Origin of the sequence: Sphingomonas sp. Leaf10 (genome assembly GCF_001421245.1) — a bacterium.
In the GTDB taxonomy this organism is placed as follows: Bacteria; Pseudomonadota; Alphaproteobacteria; order Sphingomonadales; family Sphingomonadaceae; genus Sphingomonas.
In genome coordinates, this window is sequence record NZ_LMKE01000031.1 from 32,782 (window position 1) to 48,003 (window position 15,222).

Genomic DNA, 15,222 nt, shown 5'->3' on the forward strand with positions numbered 1-15,222 from the left:
GCTCGCCGCCGCCGCTACCCATTGCCGCGAGGTCGACGCCGCGCTCAACGACACCGTCGACTGGCTATGGCGCACCCGCCGCACCGCCGACGACGCGGCGACCAACATCGACGTCGCCGACCTGCCCCGCGAACTGCGCCGCCGCCTCGCCCGCCGCGCCATCGGAGACACCCGCGCGACTCACCACGTCACCGAAGGCCGCTGGTCCGACGCCGCAAACATCGAATCGCTGCTCGACACACTGGAGTCCGGAAAATCCGCAACCCAGGCCGGCATCCTCGTGCGGCCGAGGCGGCAAATCTGGCGGTTTTCTCCCGCTCCGCCGCGTCGATCAACCTGATCGACGTTGTTCCATTGTCATTAACCTTCTCTAGCCTATCTTGTGGTTACTGAGAGGTAGCACGTCCGCATGAACGACAACGACAAGCAGAACGGCCCCGACAACAACGGCGGCAGCAATCCGTGGATGAAGAGCCTGTTGATCTGGGTCGGCATCCTCGTATCGCTGGCGATCTTCGTCCAGCTGTTCAACGGTCCCTCGACACAGAATCAGGGTCAGGTGATTCCCTATTCGACCTTCCTGAACAAGGTCGACGAAGGGTCGGTCCGCGACGTCAACATCGCGACCAACACCATCACCGGCACCTATACCAATGACGACAAGTTCCGCACCAATGCGCTGAACGATCCCAACCTGATCGAACGGCTGCGCGCGAAGAACGTCGTCATGAACGCGCGTCCCGACGAAGGGCCGAATATCTGGTTGGTCATGCTCTACCAGTCGCTGCCCTTCCTGCTGTTCCTCGGCATCGCCTTCTTCGTCCTGCGCCAGATGCAGAAGGGCGGCGGCGGTGGCGGCGCGATGGGCTTCGGCAAGTCGCGCGCGCGGATGCTGACGCAGAAGGAAGGCAAGGTCACGTTCGACGACGTCGCGGGCATCGACGAAGCGCGTGCCGAGCTGACCGAGATCGTCGACTTCCTGAAGGATCCGACCAAGTTCGCGCGTCTGGGCGGCAAGATTCCGAAGGGCGCGCTGCTGGTCGGCTCGCCCGGTACCGGCAAGACGCTGCTCGCACGCGCCATCGCGGGCGAAGCGGGTGTGCCGTTCTTCACCATTTCGGGTTCGGACTTCGTCGAAATGTTCGTCGGCGTCGGCGCCAGCCGCGTCCGCGACATGTTCGAACAGGCGAAGAAATCGGCGCCGTGCATTGTCTTCATCGACGAAATCGACGCGGTCGGCCGCCATCGTGGCGCGGGTCTCGGCAACGGCAATGACGAACGCGAACAGACGCTGAACCAGCTGCTGGTTGAAATGGACGGGTTCGAGGCGAACGAGGGCATCATCATCGTCGCCGCGACCAACCGTCCCGACGTGCTCGACCCTGCGCTGCTGCGTCCGGGCCGCTTCGATCGTCAGGTCGTGGTCCCCCGCCCCGATATCGAGGGCCGGATCAAGATCCTGCAGGTCCATATGAAAAAGGTGCCGTTGGCGCCTGACGTCGATGCTCGCGTCATCGCGCGCGGTACGCCGGGCTTCTCGGGTGCCGATCTCGCCAACCTCGTCAACGAAGCGGCGCTGACCGCGGCGCGCAAGGGCAAGCGGCTGGTCGCGAACCAGGAGTTCGAGGAAGCGAAGGACAAGGTCATGATGGGTGCCGAACGGCGCTCGATGGTCATGACCGACGACGAAAAGCGGATGACCGCCTATCACGAGGCCGGCCACGCCATCGTTTCACTCCACGAACCGGCGTCGGACCCGATCCACAAGGCGACGATCATCCCGCGCGGCCGCGCGCTGGGCATGGTGATGCGTTTGCCGGAACGGGACTCGTACAGCTATCACCGTGACAAGATGTACGCGAACCTGTCGGTCGCCATGGGTGGCCGCATCGCTGAGGAAATCATCTTCGGCTATGACAAGGTGTCGTCAGGCGCGTCGGGCGACATTCAGCAGGCGACCTCGCTCGCCCGCGACATGGTCACCCGCTGGGGCATGTCCGATGCGGTGGGTCCGGTCGAATATGGCGAACCGCAGGGCGAAAGCTTCCTCGGCTATTCGTCGTCGGCGCCGGCGCGGATGTCGAACAAGACCGCCGAGCTGATCGACAGCGAGATCAAGCGCATCGTCGAAGGTGGTCTGGATCGCGCCCGCAAGCTGTTGACCGACCATGTCGATCAGCTGCACCTGCTGGCCGGCGCGCTGCTCGAATTCGAAACCCTGTCGGGCGACGAGATCAAGCGGCTGATCGCGGGCGAGGATATCGGCCGTGACGAGGGCACCCCGTCCGCTCCGCTGGCGGCCGGCGGCACCTCGATCCCCAAGACCCGCCGTCCGCGCGGCCCCTTCGGATCGCCGACCCCGCAGGGCGCGTAAGTCCTCCGAGTTTCAATTTATGCGGCGGCGTCGCCCCTGAACCGGGGGCGGCGCCGCTGCCGTTTGATGCTGACGGCGTGGCAACTTCGTAACCGTCGAAACAGTCCGTATTGACTTCACACGCGCACCGCCGGACGATGAAACATCATCTCCCGTGGAGCCTGTATCGATGCGTTTCCGCCCGCTGCTTCTCGCCTGCACCCTCGCGCTCGGCGCCACGTCGCTCGCTGCCCAGACCGCCGCCCCCGGCCCCGACATCTGGCCGACCAAGGGCGACATCCCGGCGAACTTCGTACCGCCCACCGACAAATACGACTATGTGAAGCGCGAAGTGATGGTCCCGATGCGCGACGGGGTGAAGCTGCACACGGTCATCATGATCCCGAAGGGCGCGGTGAACGCGCCGATTCTGCTGACCCGCACGCCCTATAACGCCTCGGGCCGCGCCGCGCGCGCCGACAGCACCAGCTATGTCGCGACGCTGCCACAGGGCGACGAGGTCTTCACCCGCGCCGGCTATATCCGGGTGTTCCAGGACGTTCGCGGCAAATACGGGTCGGAGGGCGAATATGTCGTGACCCGCCCGGTGCGCGGGCCGCTGAACCCGACCAGCACCGACCATGTCACCGACGCCTACGACACGATCGACTGGCTGGTGAACAAGGCGAACCTGCCTGAAAGCAACGGTCGCGTCGGCATGCTCGGCTCGTCGTACGAGGGGTTCACCGTCGTCATGGCGCTGCTGAACCCGCATCCCGCGCTGAAGGTCGCCGCACCCGAAAGCCCGATGATCGACGGCTGGATGGGCGACGACTGGTTCCATTACGGCGCCTTCCGCCTCGCCAATATCGGCTGGATCGGCAGCCAGACCGGCTACAAGGGCGCCGGTGCCGCCCCGCCGTCCACCACCTATGACGATTACGACCAGTTCCGGAACGTCGGTTCTGCCAATGCCTGGGCGAAGGCATCGGGCTATGACCAGCTCCCCTTCTGGCAACGCTTCGTCGCCCATCCGGCCTACGACGCCTATTGGCAGGGGCAGGCGCTCGACAAGCTGCTCGCCGCCAACCCTTCCAACGTGCCGACCATGTGGGAACAGGGGTTGTGGGATCAGGAGGACATGTACGGCGCGATCACCGCGTGGGAGGCGCTGAAGGCAAAGGGCAAGGGCGGCAACAACTTCCTGGTGATGGGGCCATGGCGCCACAGCGGCGCAAACTATGACGGCTCGACGCTCGGCGACCTGAAGTTCAACGGCGACACCGCGCTGCAATGGCGCGAAAACTACCTATTCCCCTTCTTCGACCAGTATCTGCGCGACGGCCGCCCCGCCTTCACTCCGCCGCAGGCGCTGATCTACAATACCGGCGAGAACCACTGGGACGAACTGCCCCAATGGCCGCTGGCGTGCGAGAAGGGCTGCACCGCCCCGCTCAAGCCCATCTATCTCGGTGCGAACGGCGACCTCGGCTTCACCGCGGTAAAGGCCGGCGGCGACAGCTATGTCTCCGACCCCGCCAAGCCGGTCCCGCACCTTTCACGCCCGGTCAATTTCGACGACGGCCGGTGGAAGGCGTGGCTGGTCAGCGACCAGCGCCATGCCGATGGCCGGTCCGACGTCATGACCTACCAGACCCCGGTGCTGACCCAGCCGGTCAAGGTCGCCGGCGCGCCGATCGCCGACATCTTTGCCAAGACGACCGGCACCGACGGCGATTTCGTGGTAAAGGTCATCGACGTCTACCCCGACGTCGTGCCCGGCCAGCCGGCCATGGGTGGGTACCAACTCCCGATCAGCCTCGACATCTTCCGCGGCCGCTATCGCAACGACTTCGCCAAGCCGTCGGCGATCCCGGCGAACAAGACGCAGCGCTACCGCTTCCGCCTGCCGACCGTGAACCATGTGTTCCAGCCCGGCCATCGCATCATGGTGCAGGTCCAGTCGTCGCTGTTCCCGCTCTACGATCGCAACCCGCAGACCTATGTCCCGAACATCTTCACCGCGCCGAAGGACGCGTACAAGAAGTCGACGGTAACAATCGAACGCGGCGGCAGCAGCCCGAGCGCGGTATGGCTGCCGGTGGTGCCGGTGAAGTAAGCCACCCTACCGTCATCCCGGCGCAGGCCGGGATGACGAAAGGCGCGAAGCTACCCATGGTTGCGCCCGAAATCCTCACGGGCATCATCCTGCCCTTGCTCCACGATCGACCGCCGGATCGCCCGCGTGCGGGTGAACAGGTCGAACAATTCGTCGCCATTGCCCCAGCGGATCGCGCGTTGCAGCGCGAACAGGTCTTCCGAAAAGCGCTGCAACATCGCCAGCACCGCATCCTTGTTCGCCAGGAACACGTCGCGCCACATCGTCGGATCGGACGCGGCGATGCGGGTGAAGTCCCGGAACCCCCCGGCGGAATATTTGATGACCTCGCTCTGCGTCACCGCCTCGAGGTCGGACGCGGTCCCGACGATGGTATAGGCGATCAAATGCGGCAAATGGCTGGTCACCGCCAGCACCAGGTCGTGGTGCTGCGCGTCCATCGTATCGATCTCGGCACCCAGCCGCCGCCAGAACTCGCCGACCCGCTCCACCGCCGCCGGATCGGCATCGGCCGCCGGGGTCAGGATGCACCACCGCCCCTTGAACAGCGTCGCAAAGCCTGCGTCCGGCCCGCTGCGCTCGGTCCCCGCCACCGGATGCGCCGGAACGACCGTCACGCCCGGCAAGGCTTCGACAAAGGCGGCAGCGACGCCCGCCTTGCTCGACCCGACATCGCTGACGATTACGCCGGCCGGCAGGTCGTCGGCAATCTCGGCGGCGACCGTGCCGATCGCGCCGACCGGCACGCACAATATGACCAGATCGGCATCGATCACCGCCGCCCCGGCATGGTCGGTGCAGTCGTCGACCAGCCCCAGCGCACGCACCTGCTCGCGTGCCTCGGCTGAGGCGTCATGTCCGGTCAGCCGTACCGTCGGCATCTCGGCACGCACCGCCCGCGCGATCGACGACCCGATCAGCCCCAGCCCGATGATGGCGACGCGGGAAAAGGGCAGCATCAGCCGCCCACTATCTCGCGCAGCGCGGCGGCGATGCCGCGCACCTCCGCCTCGGTCCCGATCGAGATGCGCAGCCCGTTGGCCAGCCCCTGTCCGGGCAGCCAGCGGACGATATAGCCCTTGTCCATCAGCTCCTGATAGGCGTCACCGGCGCTGACCGGCCCTTCGAACAGCACCAGCACGAAATTGGCCTTGGACGGCACGGCGCGCAGGCCGGCATTGCCCATCGCCGCTATCTCGCCCTCGAACCAGGTCCGCCATTGGCGGTTATGTTCGCGGCTCGCCTCGACAAAACCCTTGTCGCGGATCGCGGCGATCGCCGCCTGCTGCCCGGCGGTGGTCACGTTGAACGGCGCGCGGATGCGATGCATCGCATCGATCGCCTCCGCCGAACCATAGCCCCATCCGATCCGTTCGGCGGCAAGGCCGTGGATCTTCGAAAAGGTCCGCGTGACCAGCACATTGGGCTGGGTCTTGGCGAGTTCGAGGCCGTGATCGTCCTCTGCCGCATCGAGATATTCGGCATAGGCCTGATCGAGCACCAGCAACACCTGCGACGGCAATCCGGCATGCAGCCGCGCGATTTCCGACCGCGACGCATAGGTGCCGGTGGGGTTGTTCGGATTGGCGACGAACACGACCCGCGTCCGATCCGTAACGCACGACAGGATCGCATCGACGTCGGTCGCATGGTCCTTGTCGGGCGCGATCACCGGGGTCGCGCCGACCCGCCGCGTCGCGATCTCATAGACAGCAAAGCCATAGCGAACGAAGATCACCTCATCGCCCTGCCCCGCATAGGCACCGGCGGCCAGATGCAGCACCTCGTCCGAACCGGTGCCATAGATGATCCGCGCCGGGTCCAGCCCATGCGCCTGCCCGATCGCCGCACGCAGATCGGCGGCAGCGGGGTCGGGATAGCGTTCGAGGCTGCGGTCCGCGGTCGCAAAGGCGGCGCGGGCGTGCGGCGAGGTTCCGAGCGGATTTTCGTTCGACGACAATTTCGCCACCTGCCGCCCGTCATCGGTCTTCGACCGGCCGGGGACATAGGGGGCGATGTCGAGTATCCAGGGCTTGGGAGCGGGCGCGTTCATGGTTCGGCACTGGCAAATGCCGTCGCCGAACGCAAGGCATGGGACGGCGGTGCGGCGATCCCGGTGTTCCGCTCCGGCCGCCGCCTTACAGCCCCGACGCGAAACTCAGTTCGAGTTCCTTGGCATTGGCCGGCACGTCGAGTGCCGCGCTGTTGAAGCTCAGCGCCCCGCTCGGCCCGATCACCCGGGTCTGCGGCTTGATCGTCCAGCTATAGACGCTGCGGTCCTGATCGTCCTTCAGTACCGCGCGGATATCGGGGATGCGCTGGCGGCTGCCGGTTTCGTTGATGATCTTGCCCGATACCGCGAACAATTCGTTGCCGCTCGACAACAGCCGTCGTTCGGGCGTGTTGATCGCGAATTTCAGCGCATTGTCGGCATTGGACGCGATCGGCAGGCCCAGTTGCTCGGCGATGCCCGGCGTGCCCGTATAGAGGATCGCGCCCGTCGCGGCGAGCATCGCGACGCCGGCGGCGACCGCCATCGCCGTGCGGCGACGCGCGGGGTTGCGGCGCGGGACGAACGGCGGCTGATGGGCAAAGGCGCTGACCGTCTCGCCCCGCTCGGCGCGTTCGGCATCTGGATCGACATAGCGCCGCGACGGTTCGGCGGTACGCGCCCGGAGCGGACGTGGCACGTCGGCGGCATAGGCCGATTCGGCAAAGGCCGGCGCGGCGGCGGGCGCATAGTCGCCTGCCGCCGCGGCACGGGCCATGTCGGGCGCGGCATCGGCGAACACCGGTTGCGGCACGCGCACCGGTTCGGCGGGCGGCGGCGGCGTCTCGTGCGCGCCATGGCCCAGATCGACCATGGCCGGCGGCTGGAACCAGCTATGCCGGCATCCCGCGCAACGGACGGTGCGTCCGGCCGGTCCGATCGCCGAATCGGCGACCAGATAGCGCATATGGCATTGCGTACATTCGAGGATCATCGCGTCCCCAGCCCCCTGCATGGGCCGCGCCGCGCCACCACTGATGCGGGGCGAACCGGGCGCGACTTGAAATCGAACCCTGAATCTACGGTGCAGACGCCATCCGGGCAAGGCGCGATGTTGCCCCGCTTGAGACAAACGTCCCCATGTGCGATTGGCTGGCGCGACCGGCGGAATCCAAGGGCGCACGTGGCCAGTATCGTTCAGTTCGAGAATGTCGGCCTTCGCTATGGTCACGGCCCGGAAACGCTGAGCGACCTCAGCTTTACGCTGAGCGAAGGCACCTTTCATTTCCTGCTCGGCGCATCGGGCGCCGGCAAGACCTCGCTCCTGCGCCTCCTCTATCTGGCACAGCGGCCCAGCCGCGGCGTGATCCGCCTGTTCGGCGAGGATATGGTGCTGTCGCCACGCGACCGCCTGCCCGGATTTCGGCGGCGGATCGGGGTGGTGTTCCAGGATTTCCGGCTGGTCCCGCATCTGTCCGCCCGCGACAATATCGCGCTCCCCTTGCGGGTGGCCGGTATGCCGGAGGAGGAACTGGCCGGGCCGGTCGCCGAAATGCTGGCATGGGTCGGGCTGACCGATCGCGCCGATGCCCGCCCGCCGACGCTGTCGGGCGGCGAGCAACAGCGCGTCGCCATCGCCCGCGCGGTCATCACCCGTCCCGAAATCCTCGTCGCCGACGAACCGACCGGCAACGTCGATCCGATCATGGCGGAACGGTTGCTGAAACTCTTCGCTTCGCTCAATCGCCTCGGCACTACCGTCGTCATGGCGACCCACGACCATCATTTGCTCCACCGTGTGCCTGATGCGCTGGTCATGGAGCTGGACGGCGGGCGGCTGCTCGCTCCGGCGGGGGCGGCATGATCGGGCGTGCGGCGGCGCAACCGCTGCTTGACGACCGACAGGGTCGGCGGGCGATGGTATGGATCATGGCGATCATGATCTTCCTGACGACCCTGAGTGCCGCGCTCGGCCTGTCGACGCAGGGCGCCGGGCGTGCGCTCGACCGGCAACTGGCCGCGCGCCTGACGGTACAGGTGATTGAAGGCGACGCCGCCCGCCGCGACGCGGTCACCGCCGCGCTGCTCGGCCGGCTGCGTGCCTCAGCCGATGTCGCCCGCGCGAACGAGGTCGACCGTGCCCGCCTTGCCGAACTGCTCGAACCGTGGCTGGGCGAGGCGGGGCTGGATGCCGACCTGCCGATGCCGGCAATGGTCGATGTCGACCTGCGCAGCGGCGACGACGCGACGGTGGCGCGGGTCGAGGCACTGGCGAGGGCGGCGGGCGACGGCATTCGCGTCGATCGCCATGCAACGTGGCTGGCCCCGGTGCGGGCGTTCGTGGCGGCGCTCGGCTGGACCGCACTCGGCCTCGTACTGGTGATGGCCAGCGCCACGGCGGCGGTCGTCCTTTTGGTGGCACGCGCGGGGCTTGATACGCATCGCGGAACGATCGACATCCTGCACATGCTGGGTTCGACCGACCTTCAGATCGCCCGCCTGTTCCAGCGGCGCATCGGGCAGGATACGCTGACCGGCGGGCTGATCGGCGCGCTCGCCGGTGGCCTGCTGGTAGCGTTGCTCGGACAGCGTATGGCGACGCTCGACTCGCAGCTGGTCGACGGCGTGTCGCTGCGACCGCTCGACTGGCTGGTGATTGCGTTGCTGCCGGTCGCCTTCACCCTGCTCGCCATGGTCGCCGCGCGGATCGCGGTGCTTCGGCGACTGGCGCGGGTGCTGTGATGGAGCGCATCCTCTCGGTCCTGCTGCTGCTCTATGCGCTCGGCTTCGCGCTGTTCGCGGTCACCCTGCCGCAGCCCGGCGCCCTCGACCAGCGGACCGATGGCGTGGTCGTCCCGACCGGCGGATCGGGACGGATCGAACGCGGGTTGGCGGTACTGGCGGCGGGACAGGCGCAACGGATGCTCATCACTGGCGTCGATCCCGATGTCCGCCCGCGCGAACTGGCCGCCGCGATCGATGCACCGCGCGCGCTGTTCCGCTGCTGCGTCGACCTGGGCAAGGAGGCCGTCGACACCCGGTCCAATGCCGATGAAACCGCCGAATGGGTGCGGCGCAACCGCTACCGCTCGATCCGGCTGGTGACGTCGAACTGGCACATGGCGCGCGCGACGATGGAGCTGCGCCATGCGCTGGGCAATTCAGTCGAGATCGTGCGCGATCCGGTGACTGGCCATCCGGGCTTCGCGCTGCTGTTCGGCGAATATAACAAATATCTGGTGCGGGGCGTGGTGATGCGGATGGGAATCGATCTGTGATCGCGTGGATCCGCACCTGGGTGTTCCGCATCCTGTTCTACGCCGCATCGGGGCCGATCGTGCTCAGCGCGCCGGTCTCTGCATGGTTCGGGCAGCGGGCGATGCACGTCCACGCCCATGTCTGGATCGCCACCCACCGCTTCCTCGCCCGCTGGATATTGGGCGTGCGCGTCCGGGTCGAGGGGGTGCGACCGCCCGGCACCTATCTGTTCGCCGTCAAACATCAGGCGATGTTCGAAACGCTGGAAATGGCGCAGCGGATCGACGGCCCGCTGATCGTGATGAAGCGCGAGTTGATCGACATGCCGTTCTGGGGCCGCACCGCCCGCGCCTATGGCGCGATCGGCGTCGACCGCGATGCGTCGTCCAAGGCGCTACGCCAGATGCTGAAGGAAGCCGCCGTCGCGCGGAAGGAAAACCGCTCCGTCCTGATCTTTCCCGAAGGAACGCGGGTGGCGGTCGGCGAGGCCCCGCCGCTACGATCGGGATTCGCCGGGCTGTACAAGGCGCTGAACATGCCCGTGGTTCCTGTCGCGCTGGACAGCGGTCACTGTATGCGACGCCCCGGACCCAACCGGCCGGGCGTCATCACTATCCGCTTTCTCGACCCGATCCCGCCCGGCCTGCCGCGCGAGGAGATCGAGGCGCGGGTCCATGCCGCAATCAACGCGCTGGAGCCGGCGGCGGGGGGCGTCTCGGCAGGGTGAGCATTCACCACCATCCGATTGCAGCCTTCCTTGGAGGACTGCGCGCCCATGGATAAGGTCGAATTGTTCGAGCGGGTCCGGATACTGTGGCCCAAACGTATCGAGATTGAAGACTCAAATGCCCTTTGGCGCGTGTATAAGTGTATCGAAGAGTTCGCACCCGACGATGACCATTGGCTCCAACTGGCGGCATGGGCGTTCCATCAAGCACTCCATGCATATGCTGATCGAGTTCGGTCCGAAGATTGTCTAACGATTTCGCCAGAAAACGTCTTTTTCGAAGAGTTTGATCGTCGGATGCGTTTCAACCTAGCCGACGAATCTTGGGAGATGGAGAGAAAGCTTTACGAGGACGATGCACATACCGATTAGCATCGATCCTCCTCACCCCGCCGCCTTCGCCACCTTCCGATACGCGTGCAACAACGGCTCGGTATATCCATTGGGCTGCGCCAGTCCCTCGAACACCAGCGCCCGCGCCGCCTGTAGCGCGACGCCGCCCGCCAGCGGCCGATACGCCGGATCGCCGGCATTCTGCGCATCGACCTTGACCGCCATCCGCTCGAACGCGGCATCGACGTCCGCTGCCGAACACACGCCGTGCAGCAGCCAGTTTGCGATATGCTGCGACGAAATGCGCAGCGTCGCGCGGTCCTCCATCAATCCGACATCATGAATATCGGGCACCTTCGAACACCCGATCCCCTGATCGACCCAGCGCACGACATAGCCGAGGATCCCCTGCGCATTATTGTCGAGTTCGCGCGCGACCTCATCCGCATCCCAGTTGCGCCCCGTTGCAAGGGGCAGGGTCAGCAACTGCGTCAGCGGCGCGACCGGTTCGGTCGCCCGTGCCGCCTGTCGCTGCGCAACATCGACCGCATGATAGTGCAGCACATGCAGCGTCGCGGCGGTCGGTGATGGCACCCATGCCGTGCTCGCCCCGCTCACCGGATGCGCGATCTTTGCGGCAAGCATGTCCGCCATCCGGTCGGGCGCGGCCCACATGCCCTTGCCGATCTGCGCCCGCCTGCCAAGGCCGCAGGCAAGACCGATCTGAACGTTGCGGTCCTCATAGGCCGCGATCCAGTCGGCTCCCTTCATCTCGCCTTTCGGAATCATCGGCCCGGCATGCATCGCGCTGTGCAGTTGGTCGCCGGTCCGGTCGAGGAACCCGGTATTGATGAACACGATCCGATGGCGAACGGCATGGATGCATGCCGCCAGATTGGCGGAGGTGCGCCGTTCCTCGTCCATCACCCCGACCTTGATCGTATGGCGCGGCAGCGTCAGCAGGTCCTCGACCGCGTCGAACAGCCGGTCGGTGAACGCGACCTCCTCCGGCCCGTGCTGCTTGGGTTTGACGATATAGATCGATCCGGCCCGGCTATTGGCGCGCGCACCGTTCAAATCGTGCAGCGCGATAAGGCTGGTGACGATCGCATCGAGGATACCCTCGGGCGCCTCGCTGCCATCAGCCAGCAGCAACGCGGGCGTCGTCATCAGATGGCCGACATTGCGCACGAACAATAGCGACCGCCCCGGTAGCACCAGTTCGCCGCCATCGCTGCCGACATAGCGGCGATCGACGGCGAGGTTGCGGGTGACCGTCCGCCCGCCCTTAGCAAAGCTCGCCGAAAGATCGCCCCGCATCAGCCCCAGCCAATTGGCATAGGCCGCGACCTTGTCCTCGGCATCGACCGCCGCGACCGAATCCTCCAGATCGCAAATCGTGGTCAGCGCCGATTCGAGCAGGATATCGGCCAGTCCCGCCGGATCGGTGCGTCCGATCGCATGGTCGCGGTCGATGACCAGTTCGATGTGCAGCCCATGATGGCGCAGCAGCAGATTGTCACCCGCTCGGCCGACCAGTTGCGCCGGATCGGCCAGTCGCGGCGCCTCCCCGGTCCAGTCGCGCCAGCTTGCCCCGGCCAACGGCACCGCGTCGTCGAGAAACGCCTTCGCCCGCTCGATCACCGCCGCCCCGCGCGCCGCATCGTAACCGCCGAGTGCAGGAGTGCCGGGGATCGCATCGGTCCCGTACAGTGCATCGTACAGGCTGCCCCAGCGCGCATTGGCGGCGTTCAGCAGGAACCGCGCATTCAGGATCGGCACGACCAGTTGCGGCCCGGCCAGCATCGCGATTTCCGGATCGACCCCGCTCGGATTGACGGCAAACGGCGCAGGTTCGTCGACCAGATAACCGATCGACCGCAGGAACGCTTCCTGCTCGGCCGGGTCGATCGCCTGGCCCGCGCGCTCGACGAACCACGCATCCAGCTGCGCCTGCAACGCATCGCGCCGGGCAAGCAATGCGCGGTTCTCGGGCGCGAAGCGGGCAAGGATCGCAGCGGTCCCTTCCCAGAAGGAATCGACGGAAATGCGGGTACCGGGCAGCGCCCGCGCGTCGACGAACTCGGCCAGTTCGGCGGCAACCGACAATCCGGCGCGATCGACATAGGCTTGCGGCATCACGGCACCTTTCCTCGTTTCCTGCCCCAAGTATCACCTCGCCTTTCGCATCGTTAGCGATCATAATCGCACTACAGTCATTCCATGGAGGAACGAATGACGATCGATCCCGACCACGCGCTGTTCGTCGCGATCCTCGACAGCGGCAGCATCGCCGCCACCGCGCGGGCATGGGCCATGTCGCCGGCGATGGTGTCGAAACGGCTGGCGCGGCTGGAGGCGCGGCTCGGCGTGCGGCTGATCGAACGGACCACCCGGCGGCTCCATCCAACCCCGGTCGGCGCGCAACTCCATGCCGACCTAACGCAGATACTGACCGCGCTATCGGCGGCGGAAGCGCGCGTCACCGGCGCCGCCACGGCCCCCGCCGGCCTGTTGCGCATCGCCGCGCCGACCTCGTTCGCGCGGCTGCACATCGCGCCGCATCTCGGCGACTTCCTGCGTGCCTATCCGGCGATCGCACTCGAACTGACGCTGTCCGATGGCTATGTCGACCTCGCCGCCGATCGGATCGATTGCGCGATCCGCATCACCGCCGATCCGCCCGCCGGCTATGTCGCGCGCCGTCTGGCCGGCAACCGCCGCGTCGTCTGCGCCAGCCCCGCCTATCTTACCGAACATGGCACACCGACCAGCCCCGCCGCCCTCACCGACCACCGGCTGCTCGCCGCCGTTGGGCAGTTGCCGTGGACGCTGCTGCGCCCCGGCAAGCGTGCGCTGGTCGAAGGCGTATCGCACGTCCGCACCGATTCCAGCGAGATCGTTCGCGAACTGGCACTGGCCGGGGTCGGCATTGCCCTGCGTTCGCTCTGGGACGTGGGCAAGGCATTGGCGGACGGACGATTGGTCCGCATCCTCCCCGGATGGGAGGGTGCCCGCGACCTCGCCATCCACGCGCTGCACGGCAGTCAGCCACGTCCGGCGGTCACCGCCTTTGTCGACTTCATGGCGGCCCGGCTGTCACCGCCACCATGGGAGGCGCTTGACTTGACCGCCGGTTAGGATCAGGTCCGTATCAATTGATACGAAATAGGAGGATGCCACCATGGAGCACATGGACGTCAACCCGATGGGTCTCGACGGATTCGAATTTTGCGAATTCACCGCTCCCGACCTCGACCGCATGGCCGCGCAGCTCGAACAGTTCGGCTTCATCGCCGCATCGAAGCACCGCAGCCGCGACGTCGTGCGCTACAAACAGGGTCGCATCAACCTCTTGCTGAACCGTATTCCGAACGGCCATGCTGCGGACTTTGCTGCGCAGCACGGGCCGTCCGCGTCGGGTATGGCGTTCCGCGTCGCCAATGCGAAGACCGCGTTCGAAGCCGCCGTCACCCGCGGTGCCAAGCCTGCCGATCCGTCGCGTGGCGTGCTGGGCGAAGGCTATGCGCTGGAGGGGATCGGCGGGTCGATGCTGTATCTGGTCGACCGCCACGGTGCCGCCGGATCGCTGTACGATGATTGGGACGCCATTCCCGGCGCGGCCGAGGCGGAAGCGCAGAACAATGTCGGTCTCGACCTGCTCGATCACCTGACCCACAATGTGAAGCGCGGGCAGATGCGGACCTGGTCGACCTTCTACAACCAGATCTTCGGGTTCGAAGAGCAGAAATATTTCGATATCAAGGGAAAGGCGACCGGTCTGTTCAGCCAGGCTATGATCGCCCCGGACAAAGCGATCCGCATCCCGCTGAACGAAAGCCAGGACGACAAGAGCCAGATCGAGGAATTCATCCGCGACTATAATGGCGAAGGCATCCAGCACCTCGCCTTCACTACCGAGGATATCTTCGAGACGGTCGAAAAGCTGCGCGCGCGCGGCGTGAAGCTGCAGGACACGATCGAGACCTATTACGAACTGGTCGACAAGCGCGTGCCCGGCCATGGCGAGGACCTCGAACGCCTCAAGCGCAACCGCATCCTGATCGACGGCAATGTCGGCGAGGAAGGACTGCTGTTGCAGATCTTCACCGAACCGATGTTCGGGCCGATCTTCTTCGAGATCATCCAGCGCAAGGGGAATGAAGGGTTCGGCAACGGTAACTTTCAGGCGCTGTACGAGAGCATCGAACTGGATCAGATTCGGCGGGGCGTCATCACGGTCGATGCCTGAGGCATCGACCGGATGCGGGTGCGAAGGCACCCGGCCCCGTCCGGCCAGCGCGACAAAGCCGGGCCACAAGGCGCGGCTTCGCCGCGACTGACGGCCCGGCGGGCGACGACCAAACTCCTCCCCGCCCGCGGGGAGGGGGACCAGCGAAGCTGGTGGAGGGGGGCATCCACTAGCGCCCCGCCTGCGGCCC

Annotated in this window: 13 protein-coding genes and 1 pseudogene; 10 read left to right on the plus strand and 4 right to left on the minus strand. The window is 66.3% G+C overall.

Translation table 11 applies throughout. The annotated features are described in order from the left end of the window. The 3 genes and pseudogenes from ASE59_RS20760 to ASE59_RS15440 form a co-directional block, all read left to right on the plus strand. Window positions 1-340, plus strand: a pseudogene (locus tag ASE59_RS20760) (tRNA lysidine(34) synthetase TilS); the annotation flags it as partial. Window positions 341-409: 69 nt separating this feature from the next. Further along, window positions 410-2,374 carry an ATP-dependent zinc metalloprotease FtsH gene (gene ftsH / locus ASE59_RS15435; RefSeq protein WP_056458238.1) on the plus strand — a complete coding sequence of 655 codons (1,965 nt, stop codon included), beginning with the start codon at window positions 410-412 and terminating at the stop codon, window positions 2,372-2,374. A gap of 169 nt (window positions 2,375-2,543) precedes the next feature. After that, on the plus strand, window positions 2,544-4,472 hold the full coding sequence (locus ASE59_RS15440) for a CocE/NonD family hydrolase (RefSeq protein ID WP_056458241.1): 1,929 nt from the start codon (window positions 2,544-2,546) through the stop codon (window positions 4,470-4,472). Between the two features lie 50 nt (window positions 4,473-4,522). Here the strand turns inward: ASE59_RS15440 and ASE59_RS15445 are convergent, their stop codons facing one another. The 3 genes from ASE59_RS15445 to ASE59_RS15455 form a co-directional block, all read right to left on the minus strand. Beyond that, entirely contained in the window at window positions 4,523-5,431 is a 909-nt protein-coding gene (locus tag ASE59_RS15445; RefSeq protein WP_056458243.1) for a prephenate/arogenate dehydrogenase family protein, read from the minus strand. Further along, complete coding sequence (gene hisC, locus ASE59_RS15450) at window positions 5,431-6,525, minus strand: histidinol-phosphate transaminase (RefSeq protein WP_056458245.1); 1,095 nt, start codon at window positions 6,523-6,525, stop codon at window positions 5,431-5,433. Before hisC ends, ASE59_RS15445 begins: the two co-directional genes overlap by 1 nt. A gap of 85 nt (window positions 6,526-6,610) precedes the next feature. Continuing rightward, window positions 6,611-7,477, minus strand: coding sequence for a zinc-ribbon domain-containing protein (locus ASE59_RS15455; RefSeq protein WP_235515809.1), 867 nt, complete (start codon window positions 7,475-7,477; stop codon window positions 6,611-6,613). 168 nt (window positions 7,478-7,645) lie between these two features. Between ASE59_RS15455 and ftsE the strand changes: the two genes are divergently transcribed. The 5 genes from ftsE to ASE59_RS15480 are packed head-to-tail and all read left to right on the plus strand — an operon-like array spanning window position 7,646 to window position 10,819. Further along, on the plus strand, window positions 7,646-8,326 hold the full coding sequence (gene ftsE, locus ASE59_RS15460; protein WP_056458251.1) for a cell division ATP-binding protein FtsE: 681 nt from the start codon (window positions 7,646-7,648) through the stop codon (window positions 8,324-8,326). Continuing rightward, window positions 8,323-9,204, plus strand: a complete 882-nt coding sequence (locus ASE59_RS15465; protein WP_056458254.1) for a cell division protein FtsX — start codon at window positions 8,323-8,325, stop codon at window positions 9,202-9,204. Before ftsE ends, ASE59_RS15465 begins: the two co-directional genes overlap by 4 nt. Continuing rightward, a complete protein-coding gene (locus ASE59_RS15470; RefSeq protein ID WP_056458257.1) occupies window positions 9,201-9,740 on the plus strand; it encodes a YdcF family protein in 540 nt (179 codons plus the stop codon). The genes ASE59_RS15465 and ASE59_RS15470 overlap by 4 nt, the downstream gene beginning before the upstream one ends. Continuing rightward, complete coding sequence (locus ASE59_RS15475; RefSeq protein ID WP_056458261.1) at window positions 9,737-10,447, plus strand: lysophospholipid acyltransferase family protein; 711 nt, start codon at window positions 9,737-9,739, stop codon at window positions 10,445-10,447. Before ASE59_RS15470 ends, ASE59_RS15475 begins: the two co-directional genes overlap by 4 nt. 48 nt (window positions 10,448-10,495) lie before the next feature. Beyond that, window positions 10,496-10,819, plus strand: coding sequence for a hypothetical protein (locus ASE59_RS15480; protein WP_156360116.1), 324 nt, complete (start codon window positions 10,496-10,498; stop codon window positions 10,817-10,819). A gap of 12 nt (window positions 10,820-10,831) precedes the next feature. Here ASE59_RS15480 and ASE59_RS15485 read toward each other — a convergent pair whose 3' ends face one another. Beyond that, window positions 10,832-12,919 carry a malate synthase G gene (locus tag ASE59_RS15485; protein ID WP_056458267.1) on the minus strand — a complete coding sequence of 696 codons (2,088 nt, stop codon included), beginning with the start codon at window positions 12,917-12,919 and terminating at the stop codon, window positions 10,832-10,834. Window positions 12,920-13,015: 96 nt separating this feature from the next. Between ASE59_RS15485 and ASE59_RS15490 the strand changes: the two genes are divergently transcribed. Together ASE59_RS15490 and hppD are read left to right on the plus strand one after the other, a co-directional pair. Then, window positions 13,016-13,921 (plus strand): LysR family transcriptional regulator, encoded by a 906-nt coding sequence (locus tag ASE59_RS15490; protein WP_056458270.1) that lies wholly within the window; start codon window positions 13,016-13,018, stop codon window positions 13,919-13,921. 43 nt (window positions 13,922-13,964) lie between these two features. Beyond that, window positions 13,965-15,032 (plus strand): 4-hydroxyphenylpyruvate dioxygenase, encoded by a 1,068-nt coding sequence (gene hppD / locus ASE59_RS15495; protein WP_056458273.1) that lies wholly within the window; start codon window positions 13,965-13,967, stop codon window positions 15,030-15,032. Window positions 15,033-15,222: the final 190 nt, after the last annotated feature.

What these genes read in the sequence shown, in the direction of transcription:
- ftsH (WP_056458238.1), top strand. Translation starts at nt 410, where the DNA reads ATGAACGACAACGACAAGCAGAACGGCCCCGACAACAACGGCGGCAGC.
- ASE59_RS15440 (WP_056458241.1), top strand. Translation starts at nt 2,544, where the DNA reads ATGCGTTTCCGCCCGCTGCTTCTCGCCTGCACCCTCGCGCTCGGCGCC.
- ASE59_RS15445 (WP_056458243.1), bottom strand. Translation starts at nt 5,431, where the DNA reads ATGCTGCCCTTTTCCCGCGTCGCCATCATCGGGCTGGGGCTGATCGGG.
- hisC (WP_056458245.1), bottom strand. Translation starts at nt 6,525, where the DNA reads ATGAACGCGCCCGCTCCCAAGCCCTGGATACTCGACATCGCCCCCTAT.
- ASE59_RS15455 (WP_235515809.1), bottom strand. Translation starts at nt 7,477, where the DNA reads ATGCAGGGGGCTGGGGACGCGATGATCCTCGAATGTACGCAATGCCAT.
- ASE59_RS15465 (WP_056458254.1), top strand. Translation starts at nt 8,323, where the DNA reads ATGATCGGGCGTGCGGCGGCGCAACCGCTGCTTGACGACCGACAGGGT.
- ASE59_RS15480 (WP_156360116.1), top strand. Translation starts at nt 10,496, where the DNA reads ATGGATAAGGTCGAATTGTTCGAGCGGGTCCGGATACTGTGGCCCAAA.
- ASE59_RS15485 (WP_056458267.1), bottom strand. Translation starts at nt 12,919, where the DNA reads ATGCCGCAAGCCTATGTCGATCGCGCCGGATTGTCGGTTGCCGCCGAA.
- ASE59_RS15490 (WP_056458270.1), top strand. Translation starts at nt 13,016, where the DNA reads ATGACGATCGATCCCGACCACGCGCTGTTCGTCGCGATCCTCGACAGC.
- hppD (WP_056458273.1), top strand. Translation starts at nt 13,965, where the DNA reads ATGGAGCACATGGACGTCAACCCGATGGGTCTCGACGGATTCGAATTT.